Below are 22,147 nucleotides of genomic sequence, written 5' to 3'. Positions count from 1 at the left end.
ATGGGAGAGTCGCTTTTCTATGGGAGCAAAACGAATGCAAACGGGGAAACAACAGAAGGATAGCAGGAAGAAAAAATGGTTTATTATTACGATCGCAGGCGTTCTGTGGGTCACTCCGGTTCTTGGATCGAGTGGAGCCTGGAATATGAGCCTTCCTATAACGAATATAGCGCAAGCAGCGGCGAGTACAACAAAGCTATCCGAAGAGATGATTACGTCCGGTGCCAAAATGATAAATTATCAATTCACAACAACACGCTCAAATGTCAAAACAAATATTCTTGCGAATGTCATTGAGGTAGATCTGAATAATCCATATGTAAAGCTTGATGTGATGACAGGCAAGGGTGGCACATTTAATAGTAAACAAAGCACAGGTGGCATGGTAAAAGAAACAGGAGCCGTTGCAGGTGTGAACGGCGATTATTTTAACGTGAGCGGTGAACTTGCACCGATCGGCGGTCAGATTGCAAGTGGCACACTGATGTCTACCCCGTCTGAGCTAACCGGGATGTATGCGATGACGGTAAGCAATGAGGGTAAGCCAATGATTGATGAATACAGCTTTGAAGGTTCTGTCCAGGCATCCAGTGGAGCTACTCATCCTATACGGGGTATGAATAAGGAAGATTATTATCTCGAATCAGGAAGTGTTAAATACAGCCACGCCAATTCGATATACATATATACCTCGGCATGGACTTCTCCTAAACGCCCTAACGACCCTTCTACAACACCGACCGAAGTGCTAGTACAGAATGGCGTGGTCAAAGAAATATCAGACAAAAGTGCACTAAGTACAACGATTCCGGCAGACGGTTACATCTTGCGTGCTCATGGTAAAGCAGCGGATTGGTTGGTTGCAAACCTCACAGTCGGACAGGCAGTAAATACGGATTATAAGTTAGTAGCGAAGACGACGGGTCAAAAGGTAAACCCAGATACGCTGCAAATGATGATCGGCGGACATACGATTCTAGTTAACAGCGGGAAAGCAACTTCTTTCTCCCGTGATACATCAAGCATTGGAGGTTACCGCGCACGGACGGCTGTAGGTTATTCGAAGGATAATCGGTATGCTTATCTGATCGCTATACAAGATAATAGTGCAAGCAGCGGGATGTCCTTAAAAGAAATGCAATCCTTTATGACGAGTATCGGGATCTGGAAAGGAATGAACCTGGATGGTGGGGGTTCCACTACCATGATTACGAGACCGCTCGGAGTGACGGCTACAGGTCTTGCTTTTCCAACAGAATATGGGACTGAACAGCGTGCGGTTGTAAATGGCCTTGGTGTGTATTCTCTCGCTCCCGCAGGAAAATTGAAGGGGCTTGCCATCAGCGGTTCTTCTTCTCTTCTTGTAGGACAGGAGGCAGAGTATAGCCTGAAAGGTTATGACACGTACTACAACCCTTACGATGTGGGCACAACCTCTGTTACCTGGAAATCAAGTAATGGCAAGGTAATCAGTACAAGTGGCGGAAAGATCAAAGCAGTGGGCGGCGGCACAGCTACACTTACTGCGGTAAGTGGATCAGCTAATAGCAAGATTAATGTGACTGTAGTAGGTGGAAGCAATCTGACTGCACTTAAAGCCGGTTCGGGTACGGGCTCATTACAAGCAGGAACCAGCATCGATATTCCGGTAACTGCAACAACCAAAGATGGACAAACCGTTTCTCTCAGCGCGGATGCACTGAAATGGGAGTTTATTGGTTTTAAAGGCAGCGTGAAGGGAGATAAATTAACGGTTTCTTCTATTAATACAGGGGCAACTGTCGGTTACGCGATTGGTCGTTATGATGGATTTAGTACGGTAGTAGTCCTGTCCGCTGCAGGAGAAAGTATATGGGAAGACTTCGAGAATGTAAGTTACGGAGTCCAGTTTACTACGAATGCTACAGGGGTAACGGGAACAGCGGGAGTAGTGAATGGAACCGGGGAAAAGGCAGGATCCAAAGTGCTTCAGCTCAGCTATGATATGACCGGCGGAAGTGGTAAAATGTATGCTTACGCTCAGCTGAATGGGACATCCGGCAAAACGATTGAATCTGCAGCCACTGCTTTATCGGTAGATGTTCTTGGAGATCACAGCCTGAACTGGCTACGGGCAGAACTTACCGATGCGAAGGGGAAAACGGTGTATGTAGATTTGGCAAGAAATATAGATTGGTCGGGATGGAAAAAGCTGAATGTGGACTTAAGTAGTTCGGATATCTCATATCCGGCCAAATTAAAACGGGTTTATGTAGTGAATTTGGATGAAGGACAGGACGAGCGAGCCATGACAGGAACCGTTGCATTTGATAATATAGCATTTACAATGCCATCTCTATCAAGTGAGGCTGGTCTGCCTGAGGGAGTCGCCAAGCTTGTTTTAGGACAAAAATCGATGTTATTTAACGGTCAAAAGAGAACCATTGATGCAGCGCCCGTACTGAAAAATAATGCTACCTACATTCCTATTAAGCATGTGCTTGATGTGTTTGGGGGACAGGCAACCTGGGATAGTAAAAACCAGCGAGTGACCATTCTGCGCGGTGGTAAATTAATAGATCTGACGGTTGGCCAGAAAGAATTTGTAATCAATGGGCAACGTCAGAACGCGAGTGTGGCACCTTATATATCAGGTGGTAGGACTTTAGTCCCTCTAAGACTTGTTTCTGAACAGCTTGGACTGACTGTAAAATGGGAACAGAAAACGAAGACCGTCACCATCGACTCGTGATATGGTATGATATATCCTGGAAACGTTAGGAATGGAGTCGAAAATACGTGGACTTTCAAGCAGATGCTCTCGATCGCGTTATAAAAAACGCCATGCAGGTCATGGAAAGTAGTAAATATCAAATTTTTGAAATCATGGATTCGTCTCGTACCGAGCTTAAAGCACTTAATCAGGAGGTTCAATCCATACTGAAAGAGACGGCCGAAACGATTGAAAAGGTAGATCAACTGGAACTCAATTTCCGCAGGTCTCGAATCCGGCTGACCGAAGTCAGCCGAGATTTTGTCCGATTCTCTGAACATGATATCAAGCAAGCCTATGAAAAGGCTACGCAGTTGCAGCTGGATTTGATGATTTACAGAGAAAAAGAAATGTACCTCAAAGCTCGCCGTGATGATTTGCAAAAACGTGCGCGCAGTATCGAGGCATCTGTAGAAAGAGCCGAGACAATTGGTTCTCAGATGAATGTTGTCATGGAATATCTGTCTGGTGAATTGGGTCAGGTAACACGGATTATTGAGTCTGCTAAAAACAGGCAGATGATTGGTCTCAAGATCATCTTGGCCCAGGAGGAAGAGCGGAAAAGAATCGCTCGTGAAATTCACGATGGACCCGCACAAATGCTTGCTAACCTAGTGCTTAGGACGGAAATTGTAGAAAGAATGCTGGCTAAGCAGGATTTTAAGATGGTACAGGCCGAAATAGTAGATTTGAAAAAACAAGTTCGTTCTAGCCTTGGAGAAATGCGAAAAGTTATTTTCAATTTGCGTCCAATGGCCCTGGATGACCTGGGCTTAATTCCCACACTTCGTAAATACGTGCAGGATTTTGAGGAAAAAACCAAAATTCGTTCACTGTTTGAAACTAGAGGGAAAGAACACCGTTTGTCTTCCGCTATGGAGGCAGCGATTTATCGATTAGTGCAAGAAGGTTTGTCGAATGCAGCCAAGCATGCTTATCCAACTTATGTGGTAGTCGAGATTACTTTTCAGGCTCAGCTGGTCAAGATCGTCGTGCAGGATAACGGCCTTGGATTTAAACCAGAGAAATTAGAGGAGAGAAGTAAGGATCATTCTCATTTTGGACTCATAGGTATGCGGGAAAGGGTAGAACTGCTCGAAGGCCGAATGGAGATTGAATCAGGAGAAAATCAAGGCACTAAGATCGTGATTCATATCCCGACAAACGTGGAGAAGGGAAAGGAGTAACAGGATGGAAAACCAGAACATGAATAAGGCAGATATTAAAGTATTACTAGCTGACGACCATCAGCTGTTTCGTGAAGGATTGAAACGCATACTGAACATGGAGGACGATATTGAGGTCATCGGCGAATGCGGCGATGGAATCCAGGTACTTGAATTCTGTAATCAGATCAAGCCGGATATCGTTCTTATGGACATCAACATGCCGATTGAAAACGGTGTGGAAGCGACAGAAAAACTGAGAGAGATGTTCCCAGATGTGAAAGTTATTATTCTGTCTATTCATGATGATGAAAGTTATGTGTTTGAAACGCTTCGTAAAGGAGCAAATGGATATTTGCTGAAGGATATGGAGGCAGAGTCTCTGATCAATGCAATCCGTTCCGTGCACGAAGGGTACGCATTTATTCATCCAAAAGTTACAGGGAAACTGATTATGCAACTTCGTCGTATGACTTATCTGAATGAAACAGGTACCATGAGTGAAGGCGGCGTAAAAGAAGCAGGCGTGAAGTTTGTTGCTGGAGATAATAATCCACTGACTCGCCGTGAAGCAGAAGTACTTCGTTTAATGGCAGAAGGTAAGAGCAACAAAATGATTGGTGAATTCTTGTTCATCAGTGAGAAAACAGTGAAGAACCATGTGAGTAGTATTTTACAAAAGATGGAAGTTGATGACCGGACACAAGCTGTAATCAATTCCATTAAATATGGTTGGGTCACTCTATAACGTAGGATAAACTTTAGCATGAGAAGGCAATGTGGGTGTAACTTTTCGGGGGAAATGTTGAAGTTAGAACGTACAAGCTATCGTAAGCAGCCTTTTGCCGCCCCATAGGCATACATATGGCCAAGTCGGTTTCTTGTAGTGAAGTATAAAATATGACTAGGCTTTGTGGTATTCGGAGTTTTTTTGATGCAGATCAGCAGTTAAAAAATAAAACTTTTATAAACGTTCATTGTTGTGTCAACGTCCATATTTACGGCATATATTGTCGTAAAGGGAGGTGCAGTCGCCATGATCGAACATTTGTTATGGATTGCGCTTGTTTATGGTCTATCTGCTGCAACCGTACGTTTTGTTTATCGAAGGCTGCAATCAAATCAGGAACAAGCCGAGCAAACGCGTTATGTTTTGATTACAAGTAACCATGGATTTATACTGGAGTGGATTATCCGAGCACTGTCTTTAGATGCATCTTTACGAGGGAAAACCCATCAAGTTACCGTAGTGGATTATGACTCAAGCGATGAAACGATGCTTTTGCTAAATCGGCTGTTCGACATTGCTGGGATCGAACTAGATATCATTGCTGGCGACGAATCCTTGTCTTATGTTAACGTAAGCGGTATGCAGGAATGGGAAGATATGAAATATATCGATCTTCGTCAAGAAGGCACGCTTCAAGGAATTCCATTCGTAAGCAAACTGTAGATATATTATAAAACGAATGAGCTTCGAAAAAGTTGCGGTATTGTCATTAATATTGTATATATAGAACTTATATGGTATTTTTTTCTATATTATTATTGAGTATGAAGCACATACTTCGGTAGATTTACCGAGGTATGTGCTTTTTTGCGTATTTAGGAGGGAAGGGTTTGAGAGTAGCTGTATATTTGGCAAGGGAAGAAGAAGGAGATCATACAAAATCAGATGAGCTGAATTTATATATATCGGTCTGTCCAGAAGCCGACCAGTTATGGTGGGAAGCTAGAAGGCAGAGGACGAAGGAGCCTTGGTCTATCATTTGGATTTCATCCCAAATGCCTTTTTCTTGGGCATGCCATCTGAGAGAGAATTTCCGTAAGCAGAATGCAATGATTAGAGGGAAGACATCGATTCAGGGGTGGAGAAGATGGACGGAGTCTATTTTACAAGAGAAGGTATCGCAGGAACCGGGGAAAGATGGCATGAAGTTACTTCGTGATTGTTTAGATATTAAAATCGTGACACTTAGGGGAACCAATCAAGCAGAGGAGGTGATTCATTCACTTTATGATGATGCAGTAGAGGCCGCCGAGCAGTTGGCGGGCAGGCAGCTGCTGCTCCTAGAAGCGGAAGCACTGCTAGCAGAGAACGTTCCGAGTATGCAAACCGAATGTAAAGCCGCAATTCAGCTTGGATATTTGGCGGGACGGATTACATACGAAGCTGCTGTAGCTGAACAGGTGCCTCATAAGAAGCGTCGCGGTTTGGGGCATTGGCTTCTTGGTCGGGGCGTGCAACTGCACTGCCGGCGCTGTGGTAGTGTTGCTGCCGAGCAAAGTCCGTGCGCGGCATGTGGTAGTTCGGCATGCGCATACTGCGAGGCTTGCCTCGCGCTCGGGCGCAGCCGGGCTTGCGCGCTGCTGCTGAGAGGTGCAGCGCCCCCGGCCGTAAATGGAGCGGCCGGGGGTTTCCCCACCGTGGCAGACAGCCGGTGGGGACTTAGCCCAGCGCAAAGCGCAGCCACAGGCGCGGCGCTTGCGTACTTGGCGGAGCAGCGCCATGCCAGCTCCGCTGCGGCCAAAGGCCGGTTCTTGCTATGGGCCGTAACCGGCGCCGGCAAGACCGAGATGACCTTTCCGCTGCTGGATGCCATCCTCAGCAGCGGAGGGAGCGTGCTTGTAGCCACACCGCGGCGCGATGTGGTGCTAGAGCTCGCTCCCCGGGTGGCCCGCGCGTTTCCTGAGGTGACGCGCGCCACCCTCTATGGCGGAAGCAGCGACCGCTGGCGGCGAGGAGAGCTTACGCTCGCCACAACGCACCAGCTGCTTCGCTTCCGCCACGCTTTTGACCTGGTCATCATCGATGAGCTCGATGCCTTCCCATACCACAACGATCCCATGCTCGCTTATGCAGCGGAAGCATGTTGTAAGCCGGGCGGCAGTTTTATCTATTTATCTGCTACCCCGCCTAGGGAACTGCAGAAGCAAGCAGCCATCGGCAAGCTTGCCCATGCGAGAGTGCCAGTTCGTTTTCATCGGCATCCTCTGCCCGTACCACTGCTGCTGAAAGTTCCTTCTGTCCAGCAGCTATTGAAGCAACATAAGCTGCCTGCGGAATTACTCAGAAGACTCACGTTTTCCATAGAGCGAGGTGCGCAGATTTTTATGTTTGTCACTCGGATCGCTCAGATTGATGCCTTATTACATCTGCTAAGGCGTACAATGCCTGATCTAAGAGTCGAAGGAACTTCATCTGAGGACCCGCTGCGTGCAGAGAAGGGCATGGCTTTTCGGGATCGGACCATTCGTCTGCTCGTCACAACCACGATTCTCGAGCGTGGGGTCACTGTACCCAAAAGTGATGTGTATATTTTTGATGCGAACAACCGGCTGTTCGATGCAGCTTCTCTTGTGCAGATGGCAGGGCGAGCAGGAAGGTCGAAAGATGATCCTGCCGGAAACGTCGTTTTTGCAGCACCCGAGCGCAGTCTCAGTCAGAAAGAAGCCGTAAAGCAAATCAAACGAATGAATACGATCGCAAGGCGCCAAGGGTATTTGGTGGGAAAGGAGTCTGCAGGTGATTTGGTTTGATTGGGTACGATCCTTTTTGCATGGGCTGGCTGCGCCGCCGGGACAGATCTGCGTTGCATGTGGTAATCGAGGCGCTCTGTCTACTACGCTCTCGGGGTTATGCCCACGCTGCGTTTCTAGTATTCCTTGGATTCGAAGCATACGCTGCAATCGCTGCGGTAGAGCGATCGGCTGCCCAGACTGTGCAAGAGCTGAGAACCTCCGCCGTTCTTTTGAGATGAACCGTAGTGCGGTAAGATATGATCCTCTCATGCGAGAGTGGCTGGCGGTATATAAATATCGGGGCAAAGAGCGGATGGCTCCGCTTCTCGGGACCATGTTGGGTACAGCTTACCGTGCTTTGCAGCGAGAGATGACGCTTTCTCCTCATATGATATGGCAGGCACAGGTGGTTACGTTTGTTCCGGTGAGCAGGGAGCGACATATAGAGCGGGGGTTTAATCAAGCCGAAAGGCTCGCTGAAGTACTTTGTCATGAGGTGCGTATTCCGGTTATTCCCATGCTGATGCGTACACAGCACACTGAGAAACAAAGCTATAAGTCTCGTAAAGAACGGGTAGAATCAATGCGAAACATTTTTGCTGTTCACGAGGATGCTCCTATTTATATGAAGAAGGTACTGATGAATTTACCACCAGCCGATGAGCATCGACCAATTCACCTAATTCTGGTAGATGATGTTTATACAACGGGTAGTACACTCGAAGCTTGCAGCCAGGCAATTAAGCGCTGGGGAGAAGTGCGCGGTATCCATTTTAAAATTTATACGCTCACTTGGGCCAGATCCTAGTAAGATTTCAGCGGCGTTTCTCCGATATAGAAATAAACTAGTCAATTCATCGTGTGAAAATAAGTGGATTAGTCCTCTATTTTTCACAGTTATGCAAGCACCACTTTCCACTGTTTCTCATAACTACCAAAGATGACAAGGCTAAATATCGTAGGTATAATGAGGAAAAGCATTCGGAAATGATCTACCTGAAGGAGGCTGAAGAGGATGAATGTAGGTAACTGTCCTCACTGCGGCAAGCTTTACGCGCTTAACGTAATGGGCTGTTGTCCAACTTGTCTCAGAGAGATCGAACAGCAGTATGTTGACTGTGTCGAATATTTACGTAAACATAGGGGCGCCAACGTTCAAGAACTGTCCGACGAGACAGGTGTTTCGATTAAGCAGATTACACGTTTTATTAAGGAAGGCCGAATCTCTGTAGTGGATGCGCCTAATCTTATGTTGCCTTGTGAAGTTTGCGGTACTTTCATTCGAGAAGGACATCTGTGCGAAAGCTGTCGTTCGCGTTTGACCAAGGATTTGAGCAGTGCAGCCCGGGAGGTAAGTCAGGGGGAAGGACGTTCTCTAGGAGCAGGTGCCTATCGTGCAATCGACAAAACAGGACGTTCCTAGGAGACAGGTCTTAATTCGCTGTAACACTATAAACAATGTTTCAACCTCTACCGATAACTTTAGTAAAGATTATCGGTTTTTTTATTTTAGATTACTTGATGATACAATAGATCATTCCGATATAAGGGAAAGGGCAGGTGCTTCGTATATGAAAATTAATGAATCTGGACGCATTGGAGCAATTCATTCTTATTCCAAAAACATAGAGTCTGCTCAGCAGACCGAAGGAAAGAAAACAAACCGCAAGGATGAGGTTACGATCTCACCAGAGGCGATGGAAATGCTTCAAAAACAAGAACAAGTCCATAACAGTGAACGCACACAGCGTATTCAGGAACTGAAACAACAAGTTGCTTCAGGGACCTATAGAGTCGATACAGATAAGCTTGCCGAGAAGATGATGCCGTATTTTAAATCAAGTTCCGAGAAGTAGGAGAGAGTTATGTCCCTAAATCAATTAATTGATGCCATGTATGAACTTGAGACAACGCATCGTGAGATGCTTCGTACAGCAGAAGTGAAAAAAGAATCCATTATTAATAACGATACGGATACGTTAATCCGTTTGTTAAACCAAGAGTCAGTCATATTGAAGCGCATTCAAAGTCAGGAAGTCATGAAAAATGAAGCGATTGTCTCCTTCTTACTCGAGCGTGGAATTAAGTCCAAATTAAATCTGACCATTACGGAAATCTCTCGTCTCGTATTTGATGTAGAGGATAAGGAAAGATTACAACAAGCTCAAATGGCGCTAAGCGCAACCTTATTGCAGCTCAAAGAAATGAATGAAATCAATCAAAAATTGCTGGAACAGTCACTCGCATTTATTGATTATTCATTGGACGTGCTGATCGATAAGCCAACAATGGAGCCGGTGTACAAACATCCAGATCAACGCCAGGGAGCGGTAGGTCAATTCGGATATTTCGACTCACGAGCTTAAGTAAGGAGGAGTAACACGATGGTTTCCACTTTTCATTCGATAGAGATTGCGAAACGCAGTTTGTTTACACAAACGGCAGCACTCAATACAACAGGTCACAACATATCTAATGCCAATACAGAGGGTTACACGAGACAAACGGTAAAAATGACCGCTTCTTCTCCCATGGATCCGCTTGCTTACTTAAGATCTACTAACCCGGGCCAATTAGGTTCGGGGGTGGAGTTCTCAGCCATTGAACGAATCCGCCAAGGATTCCTCGACAGTCAGTTCCGCAGTGAGAATTCGAGTCTCGGGAATTGGGAGATTCAATATGATACGCTGGATAAAATTCAGGGGATCATGACCGAACCTTCCGATACCGGTCTACAGACCGTATTAGATAATTTTTGGTCCTCATGGTCTGATCTAAGTAAAGATCCGGAGAATCTCACAGCCCGTAATATAGTAAAAGAATCCGCACTTGCTCTGACCGATGCGATGAATCTTATGAGCAAGCAGCTAGATGGATTAAATCAGGACCTTACCGCAAATATCGGTGTTAAGGCACAAGAGATGCAAACGTATCTTACGTCTATTGCTGATTTGAATAATACGATTTCAAGAATTGAATCTTTAGGCGATAACGCAAATGATCTTCGCGATCAGCGTGATCTCCTGACTGATAAGTTATCCAGAATTGCGAACGTAACCGTGACGGAAAATGGACAAGGATACAATATTTCTATTGGTGGAACGAATCTGGTGAATGGCACGGCAGTTACAGAAGTGACGAGTGCTCTTCTTACGGACGCTTATGCATCTGGGGATCTTACGGGCGGCGAAGTTTATGGAATGGTCATTTCGAGAGACAGCTTTGTAACGAGCTTTCAGAATGATCTGAATCAGTTGGCAAATACCATTGCGAATGGCGATGTAACCATTACTTTACCTGCCGGGTCCTCTGTGCGGGAAGGTACGCTAGCAGATCAAGATACCGTGATTACGGTTAATGGTACTGAGTCTACCGTTTTAGCAGGACAAGCATTTCCAGCGGGAGCGGTTCTCAAGAATGAGACGCCTTTAACGGTGAAGGGCCTCAACGGACTTCATGAGCTTGGTTTTTCATTAAATGGCTCTGCAAGTGCCGGCATTCCTTTTTTCACAGGAGCAGACGGCGGAACGATTACCGCAGGCAACATTACGCTTAATAAAGAGATTCAACTCGATCCCAATAAGATCGCTTCCTCCTTACGCCTTGATGCTTCGGGTAATGCAGTGAAAGGGAATAATACCCTAGCCTCACTTATGGGAAGTCTAAAAGGCACTTCTTTTACTACACCAGGTGGAACAGATAAGACAACACTTAATGATTTATATAAATCGATGGTTGGAGAACTTGGAGTTCAGACACAGGAAGCTTATCGTAAAATGACGAACTCTACCTCTTTAGTGACCCAGGTGGAGAACTCTCGGCAATCCGTCAGCGGAGTTTCGCTGGATGAAGAGATGAGCAACATGATTAAGTTTCAGCATGCCTATAGCGCAGCTGCTAGATTTATGACGACGTTTGATGAGTTATTAGAGAAATTAATTAATGGAACCGGGACTGTAGGAAGATAAGGTAGGCAGGAGGGTAATACGATGATCCGAGTAACCTCGAATATGATGAGCAACCAGCTCATGATGAACATTAACCGTAACGCGAAGCAGTTAAATGATACGCAGCTTCAAATGTCCACGGGAATGAAGATTAACAAGCCTTCAGATGACCCAGTAGGTATTACATATGCATTACGATACCGTACAGAACTCAATTCAAATGCGGAATATCAGAGCAATGTGGATTCGGCTATTTCCTGGCTGGATTATTCAGATACCGTTGTATCACAGACCAATGAAGTTTTGCAGAGAATGCGGGAACTAACGGTTACTGCATCAAGCGGAACCAACCCACAAAGTGCCCTGGACAGTATTCGTCTTGAAGTGAATCAGCTGAAAGAACAGTTTATCGATATCGGCAATAGTCAACTTAACGGAAAGTATGTATTTAACGGTGAGAGTTATAATCAGAAGCCATATGATTTTGCAAAAAATGCTGAGAACGTATCCGATACTGCTGGATTTACAAAAGACATGATTGATACCGGAAATGTAAATTATGCTGTCGGCAGCGGAATACAACTCGCTATTAATGTGAGCGGTAATGACGTGATGGGTTCCGCAGATGATACGGATAATGTATTTGCGATAGCGGATCGTTTGAGTGAAGCACTGAAAGATGGAGATTTAGATGCGATCTCTGCTGAACTAGCTCAGATGGATACTCGTGTAGAGAAATTAACGGCTGCGCAGGCTGGTATTGGCGCGAAAATGAATAGGATTGAACTAATGCAAAATAGACTTGGTGATATGGAATATAATTTAACAAGTCTGCAAGCTAAAACAGAAGATGCGGATTACGCAGAGCTAGCTGTTCGTTCGCAGATTCAAGAAAATATCTATAACGCAACGTTATCTGTTGGTGCAAAAATTATCTCCTCTTCCTTAGTGGACTTTCTTAGATAAGTAAGACGAGAGGGGGTTCTGATCATGAGTGCGATCCCTATGTTGCAGATCAGACAACAGAATGGACGTATTGGCATTGATGCAGATTTAGGACAGTATTCCATAAGACAACCGAAAGTGGATCTTCAGATCAAGAGTAACCCAGCAATGATTCGCATTGATCAGCATCAGCCTGAGCTTGTTGTAGATTCGTCGCGCGCGAATGCGGCAATTACGGGAGGGCCCTTGCTGGAGATGACAAGCAGGTTATACTCTAATGTAAAACAAATCTATCTTGAAGGAATTGCCAAGCGGGTAGAGCAAGGGAATCGTATGGCTGAGTTCTTCAAGCCAGGTAACACGATTGCTGAGGTATATGGGAAAGAGCAGGCTCTTCCGACCCTAGGGGAGCATAGAGGCGAAGCCTCCATAGATAATGTAGATATACACTTTAACGTTCGAAAGACGGATATCGAGATCGAAAAAGGTTCAGTAGATATCGATGTGAAAGTAAACAAGCCGGAGATTGACTATCAGCGGGGTAAGCTGCAGATCTATATGATGCAGTATCCGTCCATCCAATTTATTCCCCCTGAAGTAGATCAGACGGTGTAACATAGAAGCTATAGAGAGGCGATCGCCAAATCTGTAGCTTTTTTTATATAGAATAGTAGACTCACAAGTATAAAGGAGAGATTACATTGATCATTGAAACCGCCTCTTGGGGCAGTATGGAAGTAGAGGACGATCAAATATTTCATTTTAATAGAGGAATTCCTGGGTTTGAAGAGGAGAAGAAGTTTGCCATTCTTCCTTATGAGAATAGTCCATTTAGTATGATGCAGTCGCTAAGTGAGCGGAGTCTATCCTTTTTATTAGCGGATCCCTTTTTATTTGAGCCCGGTTATGAATTTGAATTACCTGAGCATGAAACAATGGAACTGGGGATTAAAGGGAAGGTGCTCGTACGCTGTATTGTAACCCTTCAAGCATCGATCGAGGAATCAAGCATCAATTTATTAGCGCCGATTGTCATGAATCCAGATAATACTGAGGCGAAACAGATCGTCTTGCAACAATCCGGTTACCAGACACGGCATGTCATTAAGCTATTATCCGCAGCCAAAACCCTTTTTGAAAAGGATGGTGAATAGAGATGCTAGTACTATCCAGGAAAAAGGGAGAATCCATCGTGATCGATGATCATATTGTGATTACAATGCTCGGCGTTGAGGGGGAGACGGTCCGAATTGGTATTTCCGCGCCTGCGGAAGTTGATATTTTCCGTAAAGAGGTTCATCTTGCAATTCAGGAAGCGAACAAACAATCTGCCGCTTCAACGAAGGATCATATCCAAGCCTTGATGGCGCAATATCAACAGTCAGTAAAAAATGAAAAATAATAGAAAAACTTTTTGTGTTTGCTATAAATATTGAAGTGATTGTGGTCGATATATGTTGTAGGCGCTGAAGGCAAGGGCGGCCGACCTTTCGCCTTTAGTGTTCCACAAGGACGTGGATATCAACTTATTTCAGGGAGGAAATTATAACATGATTATCAATCACAATATTGCGGCAATGAATACACATCGTCAACTGGGTACGAACACTGCTAATACAAACAAATCTATCGAGAAATTGTCTTCTGGTCTTCGTATCAACCGTGCTGGTGATGATGCAGCAGGTCTAGCAATCTCCGAAAAAATGCGTGGACAAATCCGTGGTTTGGATATGGCTTCTAAGAATGCTCAAGATGGTATTTCTTTGATCCAAACAGCTGAAGGCGCTTTGAACGAAACTCATAGCATCTTACAACGTATGCGTGAGCTGGCTGTTCAGTCTTCAAACGATACTAACACAACTTCGGACCGTGGAGAACTTCAAAAAGAAGTGGACGAGCTGGCAAAAGAAATCACTCGTATCGCTAACACGACTGAGTTCAACACGAAAAAGTTGTTGGATGGCTCTGCAGATACTGGATCAAGTGTAACAGATAAAGCGAACCTTTCTTTCCACATTGGTGCTAATGGAGGGCAGAATATTTCGCTTACTATTACAGCAATGGATGCGGCAACACTTGGGGTAAGTGGTGCTGCTACTACTAATGCTGCTGCAACTGCAGCGAATGCTGCTGTAACTAACGATGGTATCAGTATCTCTACGGCTACGGAAGCAGATACAGCGATTGAAACTATTAATAGTGCAATTCAAACTGTCTCAGCTGAGCGCTCCAAATTGGGTGCTTACCAAAATCGTCTGGATCACACAATCAACAACTTAGGAACGACATCTGAGAATCTCTCGGCTGCAGAGTCTCGTATTCGTGACGTTGATATGGCAAAAGAAATGATGAATCAAACGAAAAATAACATTCTTGCTCAAGCAGCACAAGCTATGTTAGCTCAAGCTAACCAACAGCCACAAGGAGTATTGCAACTGCTTCGTTAATCATTGTTTTCTATTGAAGAACCCTACGGGGTTCTTTTTTATATTTGTTATTACTAAGTTGCATGCGTTATCCGATAAATAGTACAAGGGATATTTACAGAGGCAAAGAAATGCGAGGACCGATAATGACTAAGAAAACGATATCTTTATGTATGATTGTGAAGAATGAGGAAGGGGATATTAGACGTTGCTTGGAAAGTGTACTCAGAAAGGTAGATGAGATCATTGTAATTGATACTGGCTCAACTGACAATACACTGAAGATTGTAAGTGAATTTACGTCCAATATCTATAATTTTAAGTGGATTGGCGATTTCTCAGCTGCTAGAAATTACTCAATACAAAAAGCGACCGGTGATTATATTTTGGTACTTGATGCAGATGAGTTTCTTGATGTGGACTCCGATTTACAAGCTGATATTGAGTCGGAATTAGATTATTATCTACTAAACATTAAAAATGCGCTATCCTATGGCGGTGCATTTACACATGGTGCCGTACGTTTGTTTACTAATTCAAGAAATTTAAAATATGAAAACCGTTTACATGAGCATCTCAATATTATAAATGAACAGTATAACTTTACTGGTGGAGAGGGTAAGACTATTATTCATCATACTGGTTATACCAATGAGACCATGAATCAAAAAGACAAAATAAAAAGAAATCTCTCTCTAATGCTTAAGGAAGTTGAAGAAAACCCTAATGCCTATAACACATTTAATATGGGCAAAACATATATGTTAGCGGGCGAATATGAGAAAGCCATAATATATTTAAAGAAGGCTTACCCGTTAAGTGGAAATCAAGTTTTTATGCCTGAATTGTTGTGTAAACTAGCTTATTGCTTAGGGCAATTACAGAAATACGGAGATGCATTAAATATAATTAATGATGCAGTCATTATCTACCCTAACGATACTGAAATGAGATATATACAAGGTGTTCTATTTATGGATACAGGTTATAACAAAGATGCCGAAGAAACTTTTAAGAAATGTCTGGAGTTTGGAGATCGCGGAATGACGGTTACCGAAGGTTCTGGTGGTTATTTGGCATACTATAGGCTAGCAGAGCTATATGAGAAACAAAATAATATACAGAAGAGTTTTGATGCTATTGTAGAAGTTATAAAAAGAAAAAAGGAATATGTACCGGGCATTAAGAAATATTTTGAAATTGCAACAAAATTAAATGCAAGCGTAATAGAAGTACAAAATAAATTCGAACATATTTATGATATATCTCGTATTAATGACATTCAAGTTCTACTTGATGTCTTATACGGTCTGCGACATCCTTTATTAGAAACATACATATCTAAGTATAAAATTAACGTCCAATCTAATGTAATAGCATCAGCCAAACAATATAGTAGGCAATATTATGAGGCAAGAATGTTATGGAATAGCATGGATATCATTCCAGAAGAGAATCGTCTTGATGTTCTGTTACTAGCGATTATCTTGAGAGATAATGTACTGTATGCACGAGTTAGAACGGAATTGAATTTTAATCAAAGGGAACAAAAAGTCTTTAGTCAGTTAATTGACCGAGAGGAGAAAGCTCCTACTGATACAGTATTAACAACTTTAGTAGAGAATATCCTTATTGGGTTCTCCTCAAGTTTAATTATTCTTCAAGAATATGACATCTTTCAATCTCTCTCTGATATTCTCTTAAGGGGAAATGATAAGCCAAAAATAAAATTATGCGAAGTATTGATCAATTACAATTTTGTTGAAGTCGCGATAGACTTATTAATTCCTTTATACAATAGCAAACCTAACAACATTAAATTAGTTGAGTTACTAGGGGACGTTTGTTTTAATAACAATTATTTAGATGAATCTGTATTATTATACAATAAATTACTCGATTTATCTCCGGATTATAATTCGCTGGAACGATGCTATAATTTGTATAAAAGGATTGGCGATTTACACTCAGCGCAACAAATAAAAGACAAGATACACAACATATATAAGAATGTAAAATGGGCTAGTTAATAAAAAAATGAGAATAAGAGGTATGGTGTATGGAGTCAAAAAAAAGAGTATTAGTTGGGAGTCCAATCTGTCAGACGCCTGACATCCTTCGTGAGTTTTTACAGTCTTTAAAGGAACTTAATCAAGAAAATATTGAGTTAAGCTTCCTTTTTATAGATGATAATGACGATCTAACCTCTAGTGGGATTCTTGAGGATTTCTCTCGTGTATTACCTAATGTGATGATACACAAACATAATAATAACACTGATCGCTATGTTCGTAACGAGATTACTCACTCATGGAATGAGAATCTAGTTTGGAAAGTAGCTCACTTTAAAAATATGATTATCCAAATTGCAGTAGAATTTAACTACGATTATTTGTTTTTTATTGATTCAGATATTGTACTTCGTCCTCAAACGCTTGATCACTTAATAAGTACTAATAAAGAAATCATATCTGAAATTTTTTGGACGAGATGGCAACCTGAATTTCCAGAACTCCCTCAAGTATGGGTTGAAGATCATTACACTATGTTGTACAAAAAGCGTAATGAACAATTGTCACAAGAAGAATATGCTAAGCGTCAAGATGAGTTTTTAAATATGCTAAGACAACCGGGTGTTTATGAAGTAGGTGGGCTCGGCGCTTGTACATTAATCCATAGATCAGCTCTTGAAAAAGGAGTGAATTTTAAAGAAATTAAAAACCTATCTTTTTGGGGCGAGGATAGACATTTCTGTATTAGAGCTGCTGTTTTAGGGATTGGGCTATATGTGGATACACATTATCCAGCCTACCATATTTATCGTGAAAGTGATCTAAGTAAGGTTATAAATTACAAGGAAGAAAAATTCAGTATAGTTGCAACTATGTAACAGGCATAAGCCAAGAAAGGAAAATATGAAGATCACAATAGCTAATAATGGTGATAAACTAAACATTCTACAGTTATATGACAATTTTATGTTAGGCGGAGCTGAAACACATATTGTTTCTCTTTCTAAAGGATTAAAAGATTTAGGACACAATGTAGTTATCGCTTCAGCTATGGGGACGGGTATTGACTTAATAAGAAAAGCTAATCTTACTTTTGTAGAGTGTCCCTTAAATATTATAGAAGAACAAATTAGTGCCATTGCTAAAGTAGTCGAAATTATAACTAATTATAAAATTGATGTTATTCATACTCACCCTTATAATTCACAGATTGTAGGGGTATTAGCTGGTAGGATCACAAAAAAGCCAGTTATCACTACAATTCACGGTACATATAAAACTCCTGTTCTTTACGAACCGTTTAAATCACAAATAAGTTCTTTTATAGCGATAAGCAATGAAGTTGTTAAATATATGAATAAAGAGTACAAAGTTGAAAACATTAATTGTCTTCCTAATTCAGTTTTAATTCCTAAGGTTAATCTTCTTCAAGAAAGAAAGAGTAAAGCAGAAAAAATAAGAATAGTGTATATTAGCAGGATGGATTCAGATAAATTTGCCTCTGTCCTTTTTTTACTTATGGCTGTGCCCACATTGGCTTTAACCATCAAAAAAGGTATAGAAGTTACATTAGTTGGTGATGGAGATAAATTTGATTTTATAAAAAGTTATGTGGGTTTACTTAATAAAAATATGAATAAGGAAATTGTTAAAGTAATCGGAGGATCTACTAATGTTCAAGAGATTATGCAAGAATCCGATGTAGTAATTGGTGTCGGAAGAGTTATCTTAGAGGGAGTTTCTTATAAAAAGTCTGTAATTTGTATTGGGAATAATAATTATCCTGGCCTTATAGATGCTTTGAAATTAAAAGGGATTTCTGAAGTTAATTTTACCGATCGAAATACAAGTACTCCACTTTCCATTGAAAAATTTATAGAGGATATAAAGATTGTAGAGAAGTTAATGGAAACTAACAACAATGAAATGATAGAAGATAACTATCAATATTTAATTAATTCTTTCTCTATTGAAAGGATTGCCGTGGAGCATCAAAAGGTATATATTAGTGCGATTTCAAAAAGTAGAAACAAACCGGAAATTAAATTAAAAAAGATGGATCAAGATTTTAACTATTCAATGGATCTTAAGATCAAACAACTATTAATAAATAATAGTAGTAGGAACGATAATAATGACTATGATGAAAGTGGATACTTTATGTTAATTAGTCCTTTTTTTGATAATCCAAAAGATAAGTGGTTGGAAGTAATAGAATACATCTTCGATTTATTTGAAGACCACCCTAAAGTTTCAATAATTATAAGAATTCAAAATAAGTATAATAGTTTTTCTATGGAAATAATAAATATACTAAATAAACTTATAGCAATAAAAAATAATAAAGTACCTAATATCATCATCAATAATGACTTGTATCAAAATGAAGATGAAGCGACGGCACTGCTACTATTAAGAGTTAAAGGATTTGTACCAACTAATAATGACTCTTTAGATACAATGACTTTATGTAAAATTGTAGGTGTTGATATAATTGATACTCCCGAAAGTATGATGAATGTAAATCAGATGTTGGCTATAAAATCTTAGCTTATTTAAATAGTAGTATCCATTATGAATACTAAGGGCTCCTGTTAATCAGGTGTCTTTTTTATGTTGAAATGATTTTAGCGATCTTATTTCATTCCTGTTAGGAAATTGTCAATGTTGTTATATAGTTTTTACCCCTTCATAACTCTTAAGAATTCACCGATATATATAATAAATATGTCATCGGAGGTTTTGAAATGAACCTACAATCATCTTTTTTATCTACGAACGCGGTGTTTAGTAAAAAAATAGATATAGATCATCAGGTTGGTTCAGTTATTTCGAACAAAGACACCATCTTGATTAGTACAGCCAGAAATGCTTCTGATATTATCAGGCTTGAGAAATCGGGTATGCTGATTTCAATAGGTGAGGAAAGAATGATCCTTGCTATTGAGAAAGCAGCCAAAATTCTAGCTGGTCCAACAACAACACTGGAAGTAAGTATACATGATAAAACACATGAAATAATGGTCAAGGTAATAAATAAAGAAGACGGCTCGTTGATTAGAGAGATACCTCCAGAGAAGACTTTGGATCTCGTAGCTCAAATGATGGAGATTGCGGGTATACTCGTAGACGAAAAGGTGTAAGGAGGGGAATTATGCGTATAAATGGTTTTTCAGGAATGGACATAGATAGTATGGTTACATCTTTAATGACATCACAACGTGCTCCACTTGATAAGTTAAACCAGCAAAAAACTTTACTGACTTGGACTAGAGATAGTTACCGTGAGATGAATAGTAAAATTGTCGATTTTAAAAACATTAAATTGGCAAACTTTAAGCTAACTCCTTCAATGAATACAAATAAAGCAGTTATCTCCGGTAATACTAATGCAATAAGGGCGGAAGCTTCAGCAGATGCGATTAAAACGGGTATGACGGTGAATGTAAAAAGTTTAGCTACTAAATCCTATATTCAGTCTAACGCGATGTCTAATGTTGCATTGAGTACTAAATTATCAGATTTACCGAATAGCAGTACTGTGAGTGCAAATGCAGAAGGTAACTATACACTAACTATTAATGAACAGAAAGTCACAATAAATAAAGAAATGACACTTTCAGATACCATTAAAAAAATTAATTCTACACCGAAGATTAATGCAATAGCCAGCTTTGATGAAGTGAGCGGGAAGTTAAGCGTTACTGCGAAGGAATACGGTAAGGAAATTACCCTTCAGGATGGCGGGGGAACATTTTTAAATCTTATAGGTTCGAATGCGGTTGTGGGAAGTAAGACTGGGGAAGTAGAAATTACTTCTAGTGGAGTCGCTAAAACCTATTATCCAACTAGTAACTCATTAACTGTAAATGGTGTTCAGCTAACTTTACTAGCTGTTAGCGAAGGTAATGCAACATCAACGATTACAATTCAAAACGATCCGACGAAAGCTATGGATACCATAAAAAGTTTTGTGGAAAGTTATAATGAATTACTAAGTCTATCCAATACAAAGATGGGGGAAGAGAGATATCGAGACTATGCTCCTCTTTCCGATGAACAGAAAAGTGCAATGAAAGAAAATGAAATTACACAATGGGAAGAAAAGGCAAAGAGTGGACTTCTTAAAAATGATGATATCCTAAGAAGTTTAGTTACCTCGATGCGTTCCGTAATTAGCGGACATCTTGGGACGCTTAGTTCAATTGGAATTACTACCGGACAGTACTATGAAGGCGGAAAGATGTATATCGATGAAGGTAAACTAAAAGCTGCTTTAGAAAGTGACCCAGAGAAAGTGATGAATGCATTTCAGGGAGTTTCTGATGGGACGAATGCAGGAATCTTTTCTAAGCTAGGTAACTCTTTTGACAGTGCACTTAATAAATTGCTTGAAAAAGCTGGTACTTCTAAGTTTTCTTCAGATGTAAATAGTATTTTTAAAGAAGAAAGCGCAATGGGAAGACGTTTAAAAGATTATAATAGTAGAATTTCAGCCATGCAGACTAAACTTGGTAACTTAGAGGCGAGATATTACAAGCAATTTACTGCCATGGAAACAGCAATGAGTAAATATGAATCGCAATCTTCGAGTTTAGCAGGTTATTTGTCGTAATAAAAAGGAGGATGCCAAATGATTGCTAATGTATATGACAAGTATCGACAGACTTCTGTTCAAACGTCCAACCCTGCACAATTAGTCATCATGCTCTATGATGGGGCAATTCGTTTTATCAAATCTGCAATGCAGGGATTAGAGATTAACAACTTTGAACAGGTAAATACTAATTTCGGCAAAGCTCAGACAATAATAAGCGAATTAATGTCTACTTTGAATCATGATTATGAAATTTCTAAAGGTTTATATCAACTTTATGAATATATGAATTACACATTAATTCAGGCTAACATTAAGAAAAAACCAGAACCTGCTCATGATGTTTTGGAAATGTTAACTGATCTCCGTGCATCATGGTTACAGGCAAGCAGAATTGTTGTAAGTGATAACTCTAATGGATAATTTAATAGAAGAATTAGAGTTGATCACCTTAAATTTCATTAGTCATATTAAAGAAATAGACTATGAAAAATCTATGGTTTTTGTAGAGAGACGTTATACTATTATTGATTCTATATTAGCTCAATTAGAGCATAACAAATTAACAGAGATTAATAAAAAAAGGCTTAGTCTCTTATTGAGTTATGATGAAGAAATCTTGAAAAAGCTAGAAAATTTAAAAAATGAAGCATGGGATTGGCTTCAGCAACGTAATAAGATTAAAGCACAGCGCAGTGCTTATGAAAATCCTTATAGTGCGGATAGCTTGTTGATGGATCGTAGAAAATAAAAGACGTGGAAAGATAACGAAATGTTATT

Annotated in this window: 22 protein-coding genes; all 22 read left to right on the top strand. The window is 40.9% G+C overall.

Annotated elements, in window-relative coordinates:
• Positions 1-19: 19 nt before the first annotated feature.
• Entirely contained in the window at positions 20-2,731 is a 2,712-nt protein-coding gene (locus H9647_RS12870; RefSeq protein ID WP_191800520.1) for a stalk domain-containing protein, read from the top strand.
• A 47-nt stretch (positions 2,732-2,778) separates the two neighbouring features.
• Positions 2,779-3,939 (top strand): sensor histidine kinase, encoded by a 1,161-nt coding sequence (locus tag H9647_RS12865; protein ID WP_191800518.1) that lies wholly within the window; start codon positions 2,779-2,781, stop codon positions 3,937-3,939.
• A 4-nt stretch (positions 3,940-3,943) separates the two neighbouring features.
• Entirely contained in the window at positions 3,944-4,666 is a 723-nt protein-coding gene (locus H9647_RS12860) for a response regulator transcription factor (RefSeq protein ID WP_191800516.1), read from the top strand.
• Positions 4,667-4,954: 288 nt separating this feature from the next.
• Positions 4,955-5,371, top strand: a complete 417-nt coding sequence (locus H9647_RS12855; protein WP_191800514.1) for a hypothetical protein — start codon at positions 4,955-4,957, stop codon at positions 5,369-5,371.
• A gap of 167 nt (positions 5,372-5,538) precedes the next feature.
• Positions 5,539-7,458, top strand: coding sequence for a DEAD/DEAH box helicase (locus tag H9647_RS12850; RefSeq protein ID WP_404822624.1), 1,920 nt, complete (start codon positions 5,539-5,541; stop codon positions 7,456-7,458).
• On the top strand, positions 7,445-8,248 hold the full coding sequence (locus tag H9647_RS12845; RefSeq protein WP_191800510.1) for a ComF family protein: 804 nt from the start codon (positions 7,445-7,447) through the stop codon (positions 8,246-8,248). Before H9647_RS12850 ends, H9647_RS12845 begins: the two co-directional genes overlap by 14 nt.
• A 207-nt stretch (positions 8,249-8,455) precedes the next feature.
• Positions 8,456-8,863 carry a flagellar protein gene (locus tag H9647_RS12840; RefSeq protein ID WP_191800508.1) on the top strand — a complete coding sequence of 136 codons (408 nt, stop codon included), beginning with the start codon at positions 8,456-8,458 and terminating at the stop codon, positions 8,861-8,863.
• A gap of 148 nt (positions 8,864-9,011) precedes the next feature.
• A complete protein-coding gene (flgM, locus tag H9647_RS12835) occupies positions 9,012-9,296 on the top strand; it encodes a flagellar biosynthesis anti-sigma factor FlgM (RefSeq protein WP_191800506.1) in 285 nt (94 codons plus the stop codon).
• Positions 9,297-9,305: 9 nt separating this feature from the next.
• A complete protein-coding gene (locus tag H9647_RS12830) occupies positions 9,306-9,806 on the top strand; it encodes a flagellar protein FlgN (protein WP_191800504.1) in 501 nt (166 codons plus the stop codon).
• Between the two features lie 18 nt (positions 9,807-9,824).
• Positions 9,825-11,408: a flagellar hook-associated protein FlgK gene (flgK, locus tag H9647_RS12825; RefSeq protein WP_191800502.1), complete on the top strand. Its 1,584-nt coding sequence runs from the start codon at positions 9,825-9,827 to the stop codon at positions 11,406-11,408.
• Positions 11,409-11,429: 21 nt separating this feature from the next.
• Positions 11,430-12,353, top strand: a complete 924-nt coding sequence (gene flgL / locus H9647_RS12820) for a flagellar hook-associated protein FlgL (protein WP_191800500.1) — start codon at positions 11,430-11,432, stop codon at positions 12,351-12,353.
• Between the two features lie 24 nt (positions 12,354-12,377).
• A complete protein-coding gene (locus tag H9647_RS12815) occupies positions 12,378-12,947 on the top strand; it encodes a DUF6470 family protein (protein WP_191800498.1) in 570 nt (189 codons plus the stop codon).
• Between the two features lie 86 nt (positions 12,948-13,033).
• Entirely contained in the window at positions 13,034-13,486 is a 453-nt protein-coding gene (locus H9647_RS12810) for a flagellar assembly protein FliW (RefSeq protein ID WP_191800496.1), read from the top strand.
• Positions 13,487-13,488: 2 nt separating this feature from the next.
• Positions 13,489-13,734 (top strand): carbon storage regulator CsrA, encoded by a 246-nt coding sequence (gene csrA / locus H9647_RS12805; RefSeq protein ID WP_191800494.1) that lies wholly within the window; start codon positions 13,489-13,491, stop codon positions 13,732-13,734.
• 148 nt (positions 13,735-13,882) lie between these two features.
• Positions 13,883-14,779 carry a flagellin Hag gene (gene hag, locus H9647_RS12800; RefSeq protein ID WP_191800492.1) on the top strand — a complete coding sequence of 299 codons (897 nt, stop codon included), beginning with the start codon at positions 13,883-13,885 and terminating at the stop codon, positions 14,777-14,779.
• Positions 14,780-14,931: 152 nt separating this feature from the next.
• On the top strand, positions 14,932-16,788 hold the full coding sequence (locus tag H9647_RS12795; RefSeq protein ID WP_191800490.1) for a glycosyltransferase: 1,857 nt from the start codon (positions 14,932-14,934) through the stop codon (positions 16,786-16,788).
• Between the two features lie 29 nt (positions 16,789-16,817).
• Positions 16,818-17,648: a glycosyltransferase family 2 protein gene (locus H9647_RS12790; protein ID WP_191800488.1), complete on the top strand. Its 831-nt coding sequence runs from the start codon at positions 16,818-16,820 to the stop codon at positions 17,646-17,648.
• Between the two features lie 25 nt (positions 17,649-17,673).
• Complete coding sequence (locus tag H9647_RS12785; protein WP_191800486.1) at positions 17,674-19,320, top strand: glycosyltransferase; 1,647 nt, start codon at positions 17,674-17,676, stop codon at positions 19,318-19,320.
• A 197-nt stretch (positions 19,321-19,517) separates the two neighbouring features.
• Positions 19,518-19,913: a flagellar protein FlaG gene (locus H9647_RS12780; protein ID WP_191800484.1), complete on the top strand. Its 396-nt coding sequence runs from the start codon at positions 19,518-19,520 to the stop codon at positions 19,911-19,913.
• A gap of 11 nt (positions 19,914-19,924) precedes the next feature.
• Positions 19,925-21,385, top strand: a complete 1,461-nt coding sequence (gene fliD, locus H9647_RS12775; RefSeq protein ID WP_191800482.1) for a flagellar filament capping protein FliD — start codon at positions 19,925-19,927, stop codon at positions 21,383-21,385.
• 18 nt (positions 21,386-21,403) lie between these two features.
• A complete protein-coding gene (fliS, locus tag H9647_RS12770) occupies positions 21,404-21,790 on the top strand; it encodes a flagellar export chaperone FliS (RefSeq protein ID WP_191800480.1) in 387 nt (128 codons plus the stop codon).
• Positions 21,783-22,118, top strand: coding sequence for a hypothetical protein (locus H9647_RS12765; RefSeq protein ID WP_191800478.1), 336 nt, complete (start codon positions 21,783-21,785; stop codon positions 22,116-22,118). The genes fliS and H9647_RS12765 overlap by 8 nt, the downstream gene beginning before the upstream one ends.
• The last annotated feature ends 29 nt before the right edge of the window (positions 22,119-22,147 follow it).

The sequence above is a fragment of the Paenibacillus gallinarum genome (assembly GCF_014836635.1).
GTDB classification, from domain to species: domain Bacteria; phylum Bacillota; class Bacilli; order Paenibacillales; family Paenibacillaceae; genus Paenibacillus; species Paenibacillus gallinarum.
Note: the sequence above shows the minus strand (reverse complement) of the source record. Positions and strands in the feature narration are given on the sequence as shown.

Bases quoted from the DNA above. Each gene is read 5' to 3' on its own strand.
- H9647_RS12870 (WP_191800520.1), top strand. From the start codon at position 20: ATGGGAGCAAAACGAATGCAAACGGGGAAACAACAGAAGGATAGCAGG.
- H9647_RS12860 (WP_191800516.1), top strand. From the start codon at position 3,944: ATGGAAAACCAGAACATGAATAAGGCAGATATTAAAGTATTACTAGCT.
- H9647_RS12855 (WP_191800514.1), top strand. From the start codon at position 4,955: ATGATCGAACATTTGTTATGGATTGCGCTTGTTTATGGTCTATCTGCT.
- H9647_RS12840 (WP_191800508.1), top strand. From the start codon at position 8,456: ATGAATGTAGGTAACTGTCCTCACTGCGGCAAGCTTTACGCGCTTAAC.
- flgM (WP_191800506.1), top strand. From the start codon at position 9,012: ATGAAAATTAATGAATCTGGACGCATTGGAGCAATTCATTCTTATTCC.
- H9647_RS12830 (WP_191800504.1), top strand. From the start codon at position 9,306: ATGTCCCTAAATCAATTAATTGATGCCATGTATGAACTTGAGACAACG.
- flgK (WP_191800502.1), top strand. From the start codon at position 9,825: ATGGTTTCCACTTTTCATTCGATAGAGATTGCGAAACGCAGTTTGTTT.
- flgL (WP_191800500.1), top strand. From the start codon at position 11,430: ATGATCCGAGTAACCTCGAATATGATGAGCAACCAGCTCATGATGAAC.
- H9647_RS12815 (WP_191800498.1), top strand. From the start codon at position 12,378: ATGAGTGCGATCCCTATGTTGCAGATCAGACAACAGAATGGACGTATT.
- csrA (WP_191800494.1), top strand. From the start codon at position 13,489: ATGCTAGTACTATCCAGGAAAAAGGGAGAATCCATCGTGATCGATGAT.
- hag (WP_191800492.1), top strand. From the start codon at position 13,883: ATGATTATCAATCACAATATTGCGGCAATGAATACACATCGTCAACTG.
- H9647_RS12795 (WP_191800490.1), top strand. From the start codon at position 14,932: ATGATTGTGAAGAATGAGGAAGGGGATATTAGACGTTGCTTGGAAAGT.
- H9647_RS12790 (WP_191800488.1), top strand. From the start codon at position 16,818: ATGGAGTCAAAAAAAAGAGTATTAGTTGGGAGTCCAATCTGTCAGACG.
- H9647_RS12785 (WP_191800486.1), top strand. From the start codon at position 17,674: ATGAAGATCACAATAGCTAATAATGGTGATAAACTAAACATTCTACAG.
- H9647_RS12780 (WP_191800484.1), top strand. From the start codon at position 19,518: ATGAACCTACAATCATCTTTTTTATCTACGAACGCGGTGTTTAGTAAA.
- fliD (WP_191800482.1), top strand. From the start codon at position 19,925: ATGCGTATAAATGGTTTTTCAGGAATGGACATAGATAGTATGGTTACA.
- fliS (WP_191800480.1), top strand. From the start codon at position 21,404: ATGATTGCTAATGTATATGACAAGTATCGACAGACTTCTGTTCAAACG.
- H9647_RS12765 (WP_191800478.1), top strand. From the start codon at position 21,783: ATGGATAATTTAATAGAAGAATTAGAGTTGATCACCTTAAATTTCATT.